12 protein-coding genes are annotated in these 14,485 nt (G+C 67.8%); 5 read left to right on the forward strand and 7 right to left on the reverse strand.

Going from position 1 to position 14,485, the window contains the following annotated elements; translation table 11 throughout:
- Positions 1-72: 72 nt before the first annotated feature.
- Both G6O69_RS33185 and G6O69_RS33190 read right to left on the reverse strand, forming a co-directional pair.
- Positions 73-1,059 carry an SMP-30/gluconolactonase/LRE family protein gene (locus tag G6O69_RS33185; protein WP_172307482.1) on the reverse strand — a complete coding sequence of 329 codons (987 nt, stop codon included), beginning with the start codon at positions 1,057-1,059 and terminating at the stop codon, positions 73-75.
- 196 nt (positions 1,060-1,255) lie between these two features.
- Positions 1,256-1,828 carry a TerB family tellurite resistance protein gene (locus tag G6O69_RS33190; protein ID WP_172307483.1) on the reverse strand — a complete coding sequence of 191 codons (573 nt, stop codon included), beginning with the start codon at positions 1,826-1,828 and terminating at the stop codon, positions 1,256-1,258.
- Between the two features lie 182 nt (positions 1,829-2,010).
- Between G6O69_RS33190 and G6O69_RS33195 the strand changes: the two genes are divergently transcribed.
- On the forward strand, positions 2,011-2,619 hold the full coding sequence (locus G6O69_RS33195) for an ABC transporter substrate-binding protein (protein WP_172307484.1): 609 nt from the start codon (positions 2,011-2,013) through the stop codon (positions 2,617-2,619).
- A 249-nt stretch (positions 2,620-2,868) separates the two neighbouring features.
- Positions 2,869-3,888 carry a hypothetical protein gene (locus G6O69_RS33200; protein WP_172307485.1) on the forward strand — a complete coding sequence of 340 codons (1,020 nt, stop codon included), beginning with the start codon at positions 2,869-2,871 and terminating at the stop codon, positions 3,886-3,888.
- A 545-nt stretch (positions 3,889-4,433) separates the two neighbouring features.
- Here the strand turns inward: G6O69_RS33200 and G6O69_RS33205 are convergent.
- A complete protein-coding gene (locus G6O69_RS33205; RefSeq protein ID WP_346017160.1) occupies positions 4,434-5,363 on the reverse strand; it encodes a trypsin-like peptidase domain-containing protein in 930 nt (309 codons plus the stop codon).
- 269 nt (positions 5,364-5,632) lie between these two features.
- On the opposite strand from G6O69_RS33205, the gene G6O69_RS33210 reads away from it, so the two are divergent.
- Positions 5,633-7,051 (forward strand): hypothetical protein, encoded by a 1,419-nt coding sequence (locus G6O69_RS33210; RefSeq protein WP_172307487.1) that lies wholly within the window; start codon positions 5,633-5,635, stop codon positions 7,049-7,051.
- A 56-nt stretch (positions 7,052-7,107) separates the two neighbouring features.
- On the opposite strand, the gene G6O69_RS33215 is transcribed toward G6O69_RS33210, so the two are convergent.
- Positions 7,108-8,865: an amidohydrolase family protein gene (locus G6O69_RS33215; protein WP_172307488.1), complete on the reverse strand. Its 1,758-nt coding sequence runs from the start codon at positions 8,863-8,865 to the stop codon at positions 7,108-7,110.
- 15 nt (positions 8,866-8,880) lie between these two features.
- On the reverse strand, positions 8,881-9,645 hold the full coding sequence (locus G6O69_RS33220; protein WP_172307489.1) for an OmpA family protein: 765 nt from the start codon (positions 9,643-9,645) through the stop codon (positions 8,881-8,883).
- Between G6O69_RS33220 and G6O69_RS33225 the strand changes: the two genes are divergently transcribed.
- On the forward strand, positions 9,644-10,321 hold the full coding sequence (locus G6O69_RS33225; protein ID WP_176397235.1) for a glutathione S-transferase N-terminal domain-containing protein: 678 nt from the start codon (positions 9,644-9,646) through the stop codon (positions 10,319-10,321). The two genes, G6O69_RS33220 and G6O69_RS33225, sit on opposite strands and share 2 nt — an antisense overlap.
- Before the next feature lie 133 nt (positions 10,322-10,454).
- Positions 10,455-11,600 carry a PAS domain-containing protein gene (locus G6O69_RS33230; protein WP_172307491.1) on the forward strand — a complete coding sequence of 382 codons (1,146 nt, stop codon included), beginning with the start codon at positions 10,455-10,457 and terminating at the stop codon, positions 11,598-11,600.
- Positions 11,601-11,634: 34 nt separating this feature from the next.
- Here the strand turns inward: G6O69_RS33230 and G6O69_RS33235 are convergent, their stop codons facing one another.
- Positions 11,635-13,278 carry a polysaccharide lyase 6 family protein gene (locus G6O69_RS33235; RefSeq protein ID WP_172307492.1) on the reverse strand — a complete coding sequence of 548 codons (1,644 nt, stop codon included), beginning with the start codon at positions 13,276-13,278 and terminating at the stop codon, positions 11,635-11,637.
- A 79-nt stretch (positions 13,279-13,357) separates the two neighbouring features.
- Positions 13,358-14,410, reverse strand: a complete 1,053-nt coding sequence (locus G6O69_RS33240; protein WP_172307493.1) for a hypothetical protein — start codon at positions 14,408-14,410, stop codon at positions 13,358-13,360.
- Between the last annotated feature and the right edge of the window lie 75 nt (positions 14,411-14,485).

Here is a 14,485-nt window from a genome sequence, read left to right on the forward strand (position 1 = left end):
CAGGTTCCTCGCGGGCGCGTGGCCACACCTGGCCCGCGCCCGCGCTGCGTGGTTTCACAGCACCTTGGGCTCCTATTGGCCCCGGTTCAGGCGCACGACCCCCGGCAGCGGATCCCCCGTCCCACCAAAGAGCCGGCTGATGTCGATGTTGGTCGTGAACAGGTCGTGCTTGGTCTGCGGCGTCGCCCCGTTGATCAGCACCGTCGGCCACTCGAGCGGGTAGCCGGACCAGATCGTGTCCACGTCGCCGTACTTGCTGATGCGGACGATCGCGTCGTTGAGGCCGCTGGCGATGTAGAGGTTGCCGTGCTTGTCGAAGGCCACGCCGTCGGGGCCCTCGACGTAGCCGGAGGTGTCGACGGCGCAGTCGGCCGCGGCCCCAGCGAAGCAGGTCAGCGACCCCGCGCTGCCGTCGGCGAGCACGTCGATGGCGAGGATCTCGCTGGTCGAAGAATTCGAGACATAGAGGGTGTCGTAGTCCTTGTCGAAGACCGAGCCGTTGGCGCCCAGGACCAGCCCGCCGAGCTCGGCCACGGCCAGGCCCTCGAGGCGTGGGTCATCGGCCCACAGCGAGATCTCGGCGGTCGCCATGTCGACCTTGTAGATGCTCCCGGGGTCCGACTCCGAGACCAGCATGTCGCCGCTGGCGTCGAAGGTGATGTGGTTGGGGAAGGTGTCGAGGGGGAAGGGGGCGAAGAGCGAGACCGTGCCCGCGCCCTCGTCGACGTGGAGGATCCCGTGGCCCGTGGAGCCCTCCGTGGGCGCCGACGCGGCGACATAGATCTCGCCGTCCGGTGCGATGCCCAGCCCGGGCATGAAGCCGCCGTCGAGCTCCATGGCCGCGACGCTGGTCGTGGTCCCGTCGAGCTCGACGGCCTTGATCTCACCTGTGGTCAAGATCCCGACGTAGAGCGTCCCATCGCTCGACATCGCCACGCCCTCGGGGAGCTCGTCATCGGCAAAGGTCGTGACCAGCTCCGCGCTGAAGCTGGGCGCTTGCGAGCACAGCAGCACGACAGCAGGGAGCAGCGTCTTGGCGAGAATATGTGCGTTGAACATGTCTTCTTCCGATCTGTCTTGGACAAACGCGCGCTTTCACGTCGCGCCTTCAAACAATAGTGATTAAATGAAAAAGAGGGGCAGAAAAATCATGCAGATTGAAAAACATGACACTTTGAGTAGGCGCCGCCTCAGTGATTACAAAGCGGGGCATTGAGTGTACTTTTTGCCACTCACACCAAACCGGCCCACGAGCCTATGCCTCTGGTACCAGTTCACCAAACTTGGCCCGTACCCACAGCTGCGCCCGCGATCCCAGCGCGTCCGCGACCTCGTAGAGCACCTGCTTTTCCCGCGAATCAATGGGGTCACGCAGACCCAGGACCCCGGCCCCGTGGGCGCGCGCGATCACGAAACACAGGTCGACCAGCGCCTCGCTTCGCCGCCTGTCATTGGCGACGATCTCGCGCAGCACCGCGAGTGTTTCATCCATATAGATTTTGCCCGGGTGGCGTTCGAGCAGTGTGTCGACGAGCACATGGGCCTCACTGCCAGGTGGGATCTTTCGCGCCTCGAGCACGCGCATGATCGCCTCGCGCTCGAGCATCTGGACCTCGCCGTCCGCCCAGGCCACGTGGATGACCGGCAGGAGATCGAAGACCCGCGCGGTCTCGACCCCAAAACCGAGGGCCTCGACGCGCTCGGCCAGGCTTGGAGTTCTGGTCCTCGACCCCTTGGCCAGGGAGCGGCGCGCCGCCATCTCCACGGCCGCACGCTGCAGCTTGGTCCGCGTCGCCTCGCGCTCACGCTTCGCGTCCTGCTCATCCACCTGGCTACGATAGCTCGGTTCATGGGACCCATGCAGCCCTCGAAGACAGGTTCCCAAAGTGGAACCCGACGCATCGGGTTCCACGATGGGCTCCTACAGGATCCCCGCCCCAGGGCGAATTCGACCCCCTACCGGCGCTCGGGGCGTGAATCTGGGCTCGGGCGCCGACGTCGGGGGCCATCGTGCGACCCCTCGCCCCTGCCCTCGTCCTCTGCACGTGGTGTTCCGCCTTCGTCTGCGCGCTCTCGCTCCCCACACCCGCGCACGCGGCTCCACCCACGGCCCAGGAGAGCTTCGAGCGCTCCCGCGCCGAGCTCATCGAGCTCGTCGACGCCAAGGCCAAGCCCGCCCGCGTCGAGGCCGAGGTCGATCGCCTGCTCGACTACACCTGGCTGGCCCACACCGCGCTCGGCGGATCCGAGCGCTACGCCGAGCGCTGCGCCGACCAGTGCGCCGCCTTCGAGGCCCTGCTGACCGCGCTGATCCGCCGCAACTACCTGCGCATGCTCGCCGAGCACCGCAAGGGCGAGGTCGAGGTCCTCGGCGCCGAGGTCCGCGAGCGCGCGACCAAGATCGACACCCGCGTCGAGCTGCGCGTCGCCGGCAAGACCAAGCGCGTGCACGTGGACTATGTGATGCACGAGGTCCAGGGCAGCTGGCAGCTGCGCGACATCATCACCGAGGGCGTGAGCCTGGCGCGGACCTATCGCTACGAGATCCACACCCTCTACACCAAGGGCGGCATGGACGAGGTCATGCGCGCGCTCCAGGCCAAGCTCGACGAGCGCTGACGGGCGGGCCCTCGGTACTGCGCGGGCGAAACACAACCACACACTTCAGCGGCGGTCGGCGGAGGCGGATGCGTCTAGTGTGCGCGGCAGAGGACTTGAAGGGCCCCAGGCTTGGAGCACCGGCCGCTGACTTCGTTGCTCGTCAGTCATTTGTGCCCGACAAACTCCCTCCTCGCGCCTCGTCAGCAACCGGCGGTCCGGCGCCTGAGACCCTTCAAGTCCTCTGCCGCGCACACTAGGCTCGTCCGCATGCAGAACTTGGACATGAACGCACGCATCGCGCGGCGGGCGAGTCGGCTGGGCGCGGTGTTGCTGGTGGTTTCGGGCGCAGCCTCGAGCCTCGCCTGCGACTCGTCCTCGAGCGAGGAGAGCGAAGACAGCGAGACCAGCGAAGGCAGCGGTGAGAGCGAGGACGGCGACGGCAGCTCGTCGTCGTCTGGGACCACGGGCGGCGAAGAAGACACGACCGGCGAAGACAGCACGAGCACCGAATCCTCGACCGACGCCACAGGCGACGACACCGACACCGACACCGAAGCCGGCACCGACGGGGGAGCGCCCGCGGTCGAGCTCCTGTCCGCCTACTACGGCCTCGACGCGCTCCCGGCCACGGCCACGGCGCTGTGTGGTGTGCCCGTGGGCGGCGAGGACGGCATGCCCGTGGTCTTCTCCGCCCAGGTCGACGACGCGACCCTCGACCCCGAGGACTTCATCGTCGAGACCCAAGACGGGGAAGAGCTCGTCCCCCTGTGCGCCACCCTCAACCCGGCCAACGAGGCCCTCGAGCTGCACACCGTGTTGCTCGCGGGGCCCTTTGGCACCGCGCAGGCCCAGCCCGTGGCCGTGGAGGTCGTCGGCGTCCTCGACAGCGTCGACGCGCGCCCGCTCCAGGGGCTGCGCATCGAGGACATCACCCCCCTCGAGGACGGACCGAGCCTGGTCTTTGCCCAGCGCTTCGAGCCCGACACGCCCGGGCTCGCGGGCGAGTGCCCCGAGGGGACGCTGCAGGTGGTTCAGCTGACCTGGCAAGGCGGCGTCACTGGGCCTGGGGGCGCGGCCTTGGGCGAGGCGCAGCGGCTCGGGGTGAGCGTGGGGCTCGAGGGCGGCGGGTCGGCGATCCCGATCGCGCTGGCCGATGATGACCCGGACAACTATGTGCTCGCGTGCCTCGACGTGGACGAGGCGGCGGTCTTCGTGAGCGTGGCGCCGGGGTTGTTTCATGACCCTGGCGATGACGAGAACCCCGAGACGATGGTTGGGGTTGAATGAAGAGCCGGCGAGGCTCGGAGCGCTCCGAGCCTCGCCGGGGGTTGTTGGGTTTGCTCAGCCGACGAAGGGGCAAGCGGAGGAGCTGTCCTTTTGCCGCTTGATCTTCACGTGCAACTTGGTGGGGGGTTCATTGCTCACGTCGAGCCACTCGACCTGAGCATAGTTGCTGCACTGATCGGGAAGAGGAGACTCAGGTGGGGTAATGGTCACCGTGAGCACCGAGCCACTGTTGCTCCACGTGACTCCCCCTTGTCGGGGCTTCACGTTCGTGTTGAGGATCCCATAGCTCAGTGGGCCAAGGTAGGCAGTCCCAGTACAAGAAATCGACAGTATGATTGGATCAGTATCCGTCCCAGAGTACGTGAACTCGATGCGATCCACGGTCACCAGTCCCGATCCCGAGCCCCACTTCAAGTCACCAGAACTCGAATCAACTGAAAGCCCACTGGCAATCCGGTTCGAACTACCAGTCACAGGACCACCAGCATTGAGGATAATTTCATAGCTTACTGACATCACTCTTCTCCTTCATGTCTTTTCGACTCTCATTTTCCGTTTTCAGGTCCAGGGCAACCTACATGAGGCATCTCGCCACTGGACACTCTATCATTAATATAATGACCACTGGTCAGGATCTTGACCCCACCTCGCAACAGTCCTCGCCCCCCTCCTCCAGAAGACAGACCTTTATGCACACCGATGACCTCACCATCAATAACAACAGCGCCACCAGAACTTCCACTGGAAGACAGTGACTCATAACCCCACGAATGATCCCTAAACCCGCCAAATTTAACGGCCAGAGCCTTTATCAAGGGCAATCCCATCGGATGAGCAAAAAGCCACCCCACTTCCCCCGCACCAATCTCCTCACGAGAACTGAGCTCGAGCGGAGTCACATCACGGCTCCCGTCTGGCAGATCGATATCGATCAACGCCCAATCCTCATCACGCCCCTCCTCACAAGCATAGACACTACGCACATAAGTCCAGTCGCTCTTCGGGACCCGAACCTTCCCGGCCTCACTAGCATCTGTCGAGGCCCTTCGACCGAAAATGACAACCCACCCGGGAAACTCTTTCTCATCCCAAGCACGAATCCGACTTTCATCAAGACAGTGGGCCGCCGTCAAAACCTTGACTCCCCCTTTCACCTTCACAAGCACACCGGAGCATACAAGTTCCTTCTCGTGCGGTGCCGACAACACGTTCAAATCACCAAAAACAGCCCCACCCATATCGTCAAATTCTCGAGCCTCGATCTCGATAGCTCCATCTTTCAACTCACTGAACGGGTAACACGCCTTATTCCCGCAATTAGACGGCCTAATAATCTGAACATGAGCACCGCCCTCATGTTTTCCGACCACTTCAACAACGGGCCCCTCCCCCATCACACCACTCAACCTATAAAACGAACCCCACTTCCGCATATACTCATATTGACCACAACCACATCCGAAAGCCGAAAACACCAAGAACAAGGTGCCCCTCCGCCACCCCCGAACAATATGGGACTTTATTTTTTTCATGACATGAACACATGTCCCAAATACAATCATTCCAATTCATTTTTCTGATCAGATTTTCGCCTCCAACCCTAGCGCGATATCGCCCTCGCTGAACCATCGACCCACGAGCGACCATCCCTGCCCTCAGGAACGCACAACAGCGAACCAGCGTTCACACCCAGACAAGACTTTCACACCCCCAAAACCCCCCATCCTGCGGCACACTCCCCCTCATGGCCTACTGGTCCGGTGGCTACGTACAGGATCTCCTGATCATCATCTCCCTCCTGGCGGTGGCGGTCACCTTGCGCAAGGCCATCTCCCCCCTCCAGCGCCTCGGCATGCCCGACGCGCTGCTCGCGGGTGCCATGGCCATGCTCCTTGGCCCCAGCGGCCTCGAGCTCCTGCCCTTCTCGAGCGAGCGGCTCGAGGCGGTCATCTATCACCTGCTCGCGCTGATCTTCATCGCCATCAGCCTCCAGTCGCCGCCCCCGGGCAAGCGCTCGGGGACGGTGCGCTCGATCGCCTTCGCCGTCCCGGCGATCGCCACCTTGCAGGGCGTGGTCGGGCTGCTGTGCGTGTTTGGCTGGAACCTGGCAGCCGGCGGGCCCGAGCTGCACACGGGCTTCGCCATGCTCCTCCCCCTGGGCTTCAACCAGGGACCAGGGCCGGCCATGACCCTCGGTGGCGCCTGGGAGGGGCAGGCTGGGCTGGCCAAGGGCGCGCAGCTCGGGCTGATCATGGCGGCGCTCGGCTACATGTGGTGCTGCGTCATGGGCGTGGCGCTGGTCGTGTGGGGGCGGCGGATGGGCTGGGATCGCGCGCCGGGGCGCCTCGACGCTGGTTTGGAGGCGCAGACGATCTTTCCCGAGCGGCCGCCGGCGAAGCGCGCCCTGCTCGGTGAGCTCGAGCCGATGACCGCCCAGCTGATCGCCATGGCCATCGTCTATCTGATGACCTGGCAATTTCTGGTCCACATCGGCGGGCTGCTCCCGGCCAAGCACCAGCCCACGCTCTACGGCTTCCACTTCCTGCTGGCCACGGGCTTCGGCCTGCTCCTGCGGCCCGTGGCGGGGCGGCTGCCCGGCGGCTCGCCCCTCGACAACGATCTGCTCGCGCGGATCGGCAGCGCGATCATCGATCTGGCGACCTGCGCCGCCCTCGCCGCGGTGCGCATCGAGGTGCTGATCGACTTCCTCGCCCCGGTCTTGCTGATCACCACGGCCGGCGGCCTGACCACCCTCTTCGCCTGCGTGTGGATGGCTCGCCGTGCCTTCCCCACGGCGCCCTTTCACCACGCGGTCGTCGCCTTCGGCGCGCTCACGGGCACGGCGACCACCGGGCTGGCTTTGCTGCGCATGCTCGATCCCCAGCTCGAGGGCCCCACCGCCCGCAACTATGTGCTCGCGGTGACCCCCTCGGCGCTGCTCGGTCTGCCCCTCTTCGTGCTCATGCCGATCTGCGTGCTCGGCTTCCCCGGGGACTACCCGGGCAAGGCGCTGGTGGTCCTCGGGATCTTGCTGGGCTACCTCGCGCTGCTCTTCGTGGCCTGGCGCTTCACCTCGCCGCTGCGCTTCCTGAGGCCGCTGACCAAGGTCTGGCCGCCCCTGCCAGACGATCCTCGCGGCCCGGCAGAGGCTCCCGCCGAGTAGCGGCTCGGGCCCGCGCGTCCGCCCGACCATGGCGCGCTGCCGCCCGCTGTCGGCGCTCAGCCGTGCTGTGCCCGGAGCACCCGGCCAAAGCCGCGCTCGCGGCCCACGCCCTCGCAAAAAGCCCCGCCCGCCCAGGCCTCACGGCCGCCCACGAACACGTGGCGGACGGCGCGATCGTTGCGCCTGACCAGGCGCGAGAGGCCCTCGAAGCCGGGCATCGGCGCCTCGTGAACGGCCTCGAGCTCGCCGTCGAGGGCCTCGGGGTCGATGATCACCAGGTCCGCCCGCGCGCCGATCTCGACGCGGCCGGCGTCGAGACCCAGCCAGTCGGCGATCTCCGAGCTCAGCCGGCGCACGGCCTGGCCCGGGGTCATGACCTCGCGCTCGCGCACCCGCGCGAGCATGCGCAGGGGGAAATTGTAATAGGCCATGTTGCGCAGGTGTGCGCCGGCGTCGCTGAAGCCAATCAGCACACCCGGGTGCTCGATGATCCAGTCGAGCCACCGCGGACGATCATTCGCGACCACCGTGAACCACTCGAGGTCGTCGCCATATTCGGCGACCAGATCGAGCATCAGATCAATGGGATCGAGGCCGCGCTCGGCGGCGATGTCCGCGAAGGAGCGGCCGATCAACGCGGGGTCCGGGCAGGCCTCGATGCGCGGCTCGGCGAGGTCGCGGTGATAGGCGCGGCCGAGGATCGGGTTGCGCCACTGTCGCTTGAAGCGGCGGCGATAGCCGGGGTCGCGCAGCAGGGCCGCGCGGGCCTCGGGGTCCTCGTGGTGCAGCGCCTCCGTGCCCGCGCCGATCTCCTCGAAGACCGGGACCTCGATGCCGTCGACGCGCATGTCGAAGGGGTTGGGCAGGGCTTGAAAGCGCAGGTCACCGCCGAGCAGACGATTGACGACCCGGGTCAGCAGGCCGACGATCCTGTGGATGCCGCGGGCCGCCGGCGCGTCCATCATCGCGATCAGCGAGGTCTTGAGGCCCGGGCGCAGCAGCCCCGCGCTGAGCAGGGCGAAGAGCAGCACGTTGACCTTGGTCGAGATGTTGGGGACGCCCTGGAGCACGGCCTTGCGCGCGCGCAGCCGCCGAGCCAGGGCGCGATACTCCGACCAACTCGCGAACACCGAGGGGGTGGGCAGGCTGCGGAATTGCTCGCCGTCCATCTTGTCCCAGGGCAAGGTGTTGATCGACAGGCCGATGAAGCCGGCGTCGAGAGCCTCGTCGACGAGGGCGAGCATGCCCGCGAGCTCGCCGGCGCTCGGCCGGTGGTTGGCGTCGAGGCTCGGGCCGAGGCCCATGGTCGCGGCGCGGATCGCCGAGTGGCCCAGGAAGGCGGCGACGTTCGGCCCCAGGGGCAGGCCGTCGAGGTGCTCGAAGTAGGCCCGCGGGCCGTCCCAGGTCTTGACGCGCTCGAGGGTCGGCTTGACCGTGGCCCGCGGGATGCCCTCGACGCGGCAGAACATGTCGGCGAGGTCGACGGGGTCGCCCACGGCCATGCTCAAGCCGCAGCTGCCGATCACGACCGTGGTCACGCCGTGGCGCAGGGACTCGCCCAGGCTCGGGGCGATCTCGAGCTCGGCGTCGTAGTGGGTGTGCAGGTCGATGAAGCCGGGGGTCAGCCAGCAGCCGGCGGCGTCGATGATCCGCGCGCCCTCGGGCCCGGCCTCGCCCGGGGCGAGCATGGCCTCGACCACGCCCCCGCGAACCAGCACGTCGACGCGCCGCGGCGGCCCGCCGAGACCGTCGAAGACCTCGGCCCCGCGGATCAGCACGGGCTCGCCCTCGCTCGTTGCCAAGTCTTCCTGCATGTCGACCTCCTTTGCTCAGGCTCGCGGCGGCAGCAAGGCGATCTCGATGCGCCGGTTCTTGGCCCGGGACTTGGGCTTTTTGTTGTTGGCCACCGGCCGGAATTGCGAGAACCCGGCGGCGACCAGGCGCTTGCCCGGGACCTCGCAGCTCTCCTCGAGGAAGCGGACCACGTTGGTCGCCCGCGCGGCCGAGAGCTCCCAGTTGGTCGGGAACTTGGCCTTGACCTCCTCGGACTTGATCGGCTGGTTGTCCGTGTGCCCGCCGACCTGAAACACGGCCTGGTCGGGGAGCGCGAGCAGGCTCTCGGCCAGGCGCGAGATCACCTTTTGACCGCGCTCGCTGAGCTCGGCCTCGCCAGTCGAGAACAGCACCTTGTCGGAGACGTCGACCACGAGGTAGCCGCCGCGCTCCGACACGCGGATGTCCCCGGTCTCGATCTCCTCGACCAGGGACTTGGCGAGGGCGTCCTGGAGCGTCTTGATCTGCTCGAGGGCTTCGCTCTTTTGCTCGAGCTCGCCCTCGAGGCTGCCCTTGTCGCCCTCGAGCTCGGCGATCTTGCCGGCCTGCTCCTCGACCTTGGTCTCGAGGGTCTCGACCTTGGCCTCGGCGGCCTCGAGCTTGGTCGCCCCCGCCTCGCTGCTGGCCTTGGCCTCCGTCTGCAGCGCCTCGACCTCCGCCTCGAGCTCGGCGATGCGTTGGTCTCGATCGCCGCCGCAGGCCACGGCCGAGGCCAGCAGGAGCGAGAGCGCGAGCGGGGTACGAACACAACGAAGGACCATGGCCTCGATCTACCACGTTCGGCCGCCAGCAAGCGTGGCAGACTCGCGTGACATGCTGCGCATCTACGGCACCCGCACCTCCCCCTATGTCCGCCGCGTCCGTATCCTCGCCCACGAACTCGGCGTCGAGTACAGCCTCGTCGACACCGCCGATCCCGAGGGCCCCGGGCAGTCCGCCCTGCGCGAGCGCTGCCCGGTGTGGAAGGTGCCCACGGCAGAATTTCTCACCAGCCCCGACGACCCCGCGGGTGAGCTGGTCTTCGACTCACACCTGATCAGCGAGCTGCTCATGCTTCGCCACGGGCCGGGGCAGCTCGCCCCACTCGCGCCCGAGGACATCGTCGGGCGCAACGCGATCACGGTGATCGATGGCGCCATGGATGGGCTCATCAACCGGCTCTACCTAGGCCGCGACGGCCTGCCCCTCGATCACGGCTACCTCCAAAAGCACGCCGACCGGGCAGCCAGTGCCATGGCTTGGCTCGCCACCCACGTCGAGGACGGCTGGCTGACGCCCCAACGCCAGCTCGGCCTCCCCGAGATCGCCCTCGCCACCACCTTGGCCTGGATGCGCTTTCGTGGCGCGTACCCGATCGAGCGTCACCCCGAGCTGCTGGTCACGCTCGAGCGCCTCGAGGCGCGCGAGAGCTTCTCGCGCACCGCTCCCGATGCGTGACACGAGTTGGGCTCCGCCCCCGCGTGGAGGCGGAGCCGCGAGCGCCACATCTCGTTCGAAAACTCGCACGAAAGCTCGCTCGAAGCCCACGGCGGGCTTGCAGAAGCATGACACCGCGTGTGACGTTTAGAGCATGAGTGGGTTGTGCGTCGATGTCTTGCGAGGTCTCTTCGAGCAGCTGCCAACGGCGACGCACATCTATCGCCTCGACAAAGGTCAGCTCGAGCTCGTCGCCCAAAACCCGGCCGCGCTCGCGCTGCTCGAAGCGGCCCTCCCCGCGCTCCAAGCCGCCGGCCTGCCCGAGCTGTGCGCGAGCGCGAGCCGCTCGCAGGCGCGGGTCGAGCTCGAGCGCATCGAGCTCGCTGGAGACGATCCCGACCCGCTGGTCTTGCGCGTCGAGGCCTTCCCCCTCGGCGATGGCCACGTCGGCGTCCAGTTCCACGATCTGCGCGAGCTCGAGCTCCTGCGCGAACGCTGCCGCGCCTATCAGGCCGCCATCGACCTCGTGCCCGACATCATCTTCGTCAAGCGCAGCCAGGATCAGGCCTACTTCGTGGCCAACATGACCAGCGCCACGAACGTCGGCCTGACCCCGGTGACCCTCGCCGGCAAGCGCAACGCGGACCTCTTCCCCCCGGAGATCGCGGCGCGCTTCGACGAGGACGACGCGAGCATCGCCGACGGCCACGCGATCGCCTGCTTCGAGGACACCGTCGACTTGGGTCCAAAGGGCGTCAACATCGTGCAGGTCACGAAGATGCCCATCCACGATGAACACGGCCGACCACGCTACATCGTGGGCTGGGTCCGCGACCTCACCGAGCAAAAGCGGGCCGAGAAGGCCCTCGCCGAGACCGAGGCGACCATGCACAAGACGATCCGCGCGCTCTCGACCCCGGTGCTGCCGATCCGCGACGGCGTGCTCGTCGTCCCCCTGGTCGGCCAGATGACCAACGAGCGCGGAGAGTCGTTCATGGACGCGCTGCTCGAGGGGATCCAGCGCCACCGCGCGGCGATCGTGATCATCGACATCACCGGCGTGAACATGGTCGACTCGGCCGTGGCTAGCCAGCTGATCGCGGCCACCCAGGCGGCCGGGTTGCTCGGGACGCAGTGCGTGCTCGTCGGCATCGGGCCATCGATCGCCCAGACCTTGATCCACCTCGGCATCGATCTCGGGACGATGAACACCCAGCGCGACCTCGCGGCGGGGGTCGCCTACGCCCTCGCCCAGCGCCGAGCCGCCAGGGAGCAAGCCAGGGGACCGAGCGCCCGCTGACGCCCAGCCCACCCAATCGCCCAAGTCGTCGCGATCAGTCTTCGCGCAGCACCTCGAAGTCGAAGCTCGGGCCCACGTCCTCGCGGGTGACCGGCGCGCGCAGAGGCGTCCCGACCTCGTCCGCGCCGACGTCCGGCGGGCTCGCCCGCTCGGCGCCGTCGATGTCCAAGTCCACGCCCTGACCACCGACGCCGTCGAGGCCCACCCCGGGGCGCTTCATCACCCCGCTCTGGGCGAGCTGTGGATCTGCGACCGCAAAGCCCTGGGCGTCGCCCTGGCCCAGCGCCCCGCCGGTGTAGACGTTGCCCGCGATCACCGAGTCCTCGAGGCCGACGATCTCGCGGACGACCTCGAACTCGCCGTTGGCGATCAGGTTGTCGGCCAAGCTGAGCTCGCGCGGCGCCACGCTGGCGCTCCCGCCCCCAAAGACCAGGCTCTGCTCGCAGTCGACGATGGTGTTGTTGGCCACGAGCACGTCCTCGACCTGCTGGTAGCCGTTGAGCTCGGGATCCTCGTGGGCGAGCATCAGCACGATGCCCCCGCGGTTGTTGGAGGTCCCTCGGCAGCCCTCGATGTAGTTGTTGATGACCCGGTGCCCGGCGTCGACGATCCGCACCCCGCCCCCGCCCTCGACCTCACCGATCAGGAACACGTTGTCCTCGACCAGCGCGTCCTTGCCGTGGCGCAAGGTCAGCAACCCCGCGCAGGACTCGAACACGTTGCGGCGGTAGATGTTCTCGCCGGACTTGTTCGAGATGATCTCGATCTCGCCGTCGCTCTCGAAGAAGTAGTTGTCCTCGACCACGGTGCGCGAGGCCGACTCGTGCTGGTCGCTGGTCCCCACGCGGATCGTCTCGCCGCCGTTGGCCCCCAGCTCGGGGCGCTCGGCGAAGTAGTTGTGGTCGATGCGGTGGTCGTCGCTGCCATCGTCGGGGCGCCAGACCACCAAGAGCGCGCCATCGTTGGCCTTGCCGATGAAGGCGTTGTGATCGACGCGGTTGCGCTGGCCTCGCATCGACACCCACTTGGTGTCGTCGATGTCGTCGAGCTCGAGCACGGCGATGTTGCTCAGCCGGCAGTCGAAGCACTCGAGGTCGCCGGCTTGGAAGTCGACCAGGTACTCGTCGGCCGTGCGGCCGCCGCGGAACACCAGGCCGGTCACGACCACGTGGCTGCCGGCCATGGCGATCGCCGCCTCGCCGGTCAGGAAGGTCTCGCCGGCAAACTCGGCCGCGATCGTGATCGGGGCCTCGGCGCTGCCCTCGGCCGTGATCTCGAGGCTGAGGTCCGGCCAGTCCCGGGCCTCGAGGCAGATCGTATCGCCCGGCTCGGCGGCGGCGATGGCCGCGTGCAGCGAGTCTTCGTCGAACACGACGTCGCCGCAGCTGACCTCCGGGATGCCCTCGCCCTCGCCGCCGGTGTCTTCACCGGTGTCGTCGCTGCCCGTGTCTTCGCTGCCCGTGTCTTCGTCGCTGCTCGAGCTCTCGTCGCTGTCCGTGCTCGAGTCCGTCTCGCCGCTCGTGCCTCCGCTGTCGGTGCTCGTGCTCGAGCCCGCCTCGCTCTCCCCGACCTCTTCCGCACCCGTCGAACCGTCATCGACGCCCGCGTCGTCGCTGCCGCCCGCGTCTGCACAGCCCGAGAGCAACACCAAGGCGAGCCCGATATCCCTGCGCGTCATGACCCGAGCATGGTCAGCGTCGGCGCGCGCTGTCAACGAGCCTCCGGCCAGCGCCCGAGTGTGCGATGTCGAGATCGGCTCAGCGCAGCAGCACCGCGCTGCGCAGCTCGTCCTCGGAACGAGCCTCGACGGCGGCGCACTTGCCCGGCGCGTAGCCGAGATCGATGGCCGTGGCCGCGGCGATCAGCGCGAGCACGCCACCGGCCACGCCGGTCTCGCCAAAGGAGGTCGCCGGCCACAGCATCGGCAGCATCTCGCGGCGCGTCCGATAGGCGCGGGCGTGGGCGTGGGTCTGCTCCCAGGCCTGGTAGCGCTCGCCGTTGAAGTTCCCGGCCACGAAGTCGACCTCGGCCTCGGCGATCCCGGCGTCGAGCAGCGCGGCGTCGACGGCCCGCACCATGCCCTCGCCCACGGCGCTCCCGCCCTCGAGCACGATCTCGCGCTCGAAGCCCACGCCGGCCCCGAGCACCGCCACGCGTCGCCGAGGGCGGCGCTTGTCTCCGGGCTTGGGTCGCGCGCGCACCTGCGGTCCGAGCAGCACGAAGCCCGCGCCCTCGCCCGGGACGACGCCCTGGGGGACCTCGGGGACGTGCAGGCGGCGAACGGCCGCGAGGCGCTCGAGGTCGAAGCGGCGCAAGAAGGAGTCGGCGCCGCCGATGATGCAGCGCTTGGCCGCGCGCGAGGTGATCAGCTCCCTGGCCACGAACAGGGCCGGCGCGAGCGAGCCCGCCCCGTGACGGAGGACCCGCGAGGCCGGCGAGAAGTCGAGGCCGAGGCGCTCGCGCAGCGCCTGGAGGATGTCGGCGTCCTCGCGGGCGCACAGCGTGTGGGCGCGGTGCGCTTCGGGGATCATCAGCACCAGCGCCGTGCTCTCGGCCTCGAACTTGGGCCGCGCGGTGCACTCGCGCAGGGCCCTGGCCGAGAGGTTGAGCAGCCACTCGTCCTCGCTGCGGCGCAGGCCGGGGGCCGCGGACACGCGCGCGCCGACTCGCGGCTCGCGGTCGGGGAGCACGGGGTTCTCGAGGGCCGTGTAGCGCTTGATCTTGGCGCGCAGCGCCGCGCAAGACTGGGGCGCGTCGAGGCCCACGGGCGTGACCGCGCCGACGCCCAGGATGTCCAGAGGCTCAGGCATGGCCGTGTCCTCCGCCAGTCACCAGCGACGACCGCCGAGGGCTCGACAACGACAACAACGAAGAAGTGGCGCCTG

The organism is Pseudenhygromyxa sp. WMMC2535 (assembly GCF_011083025.2).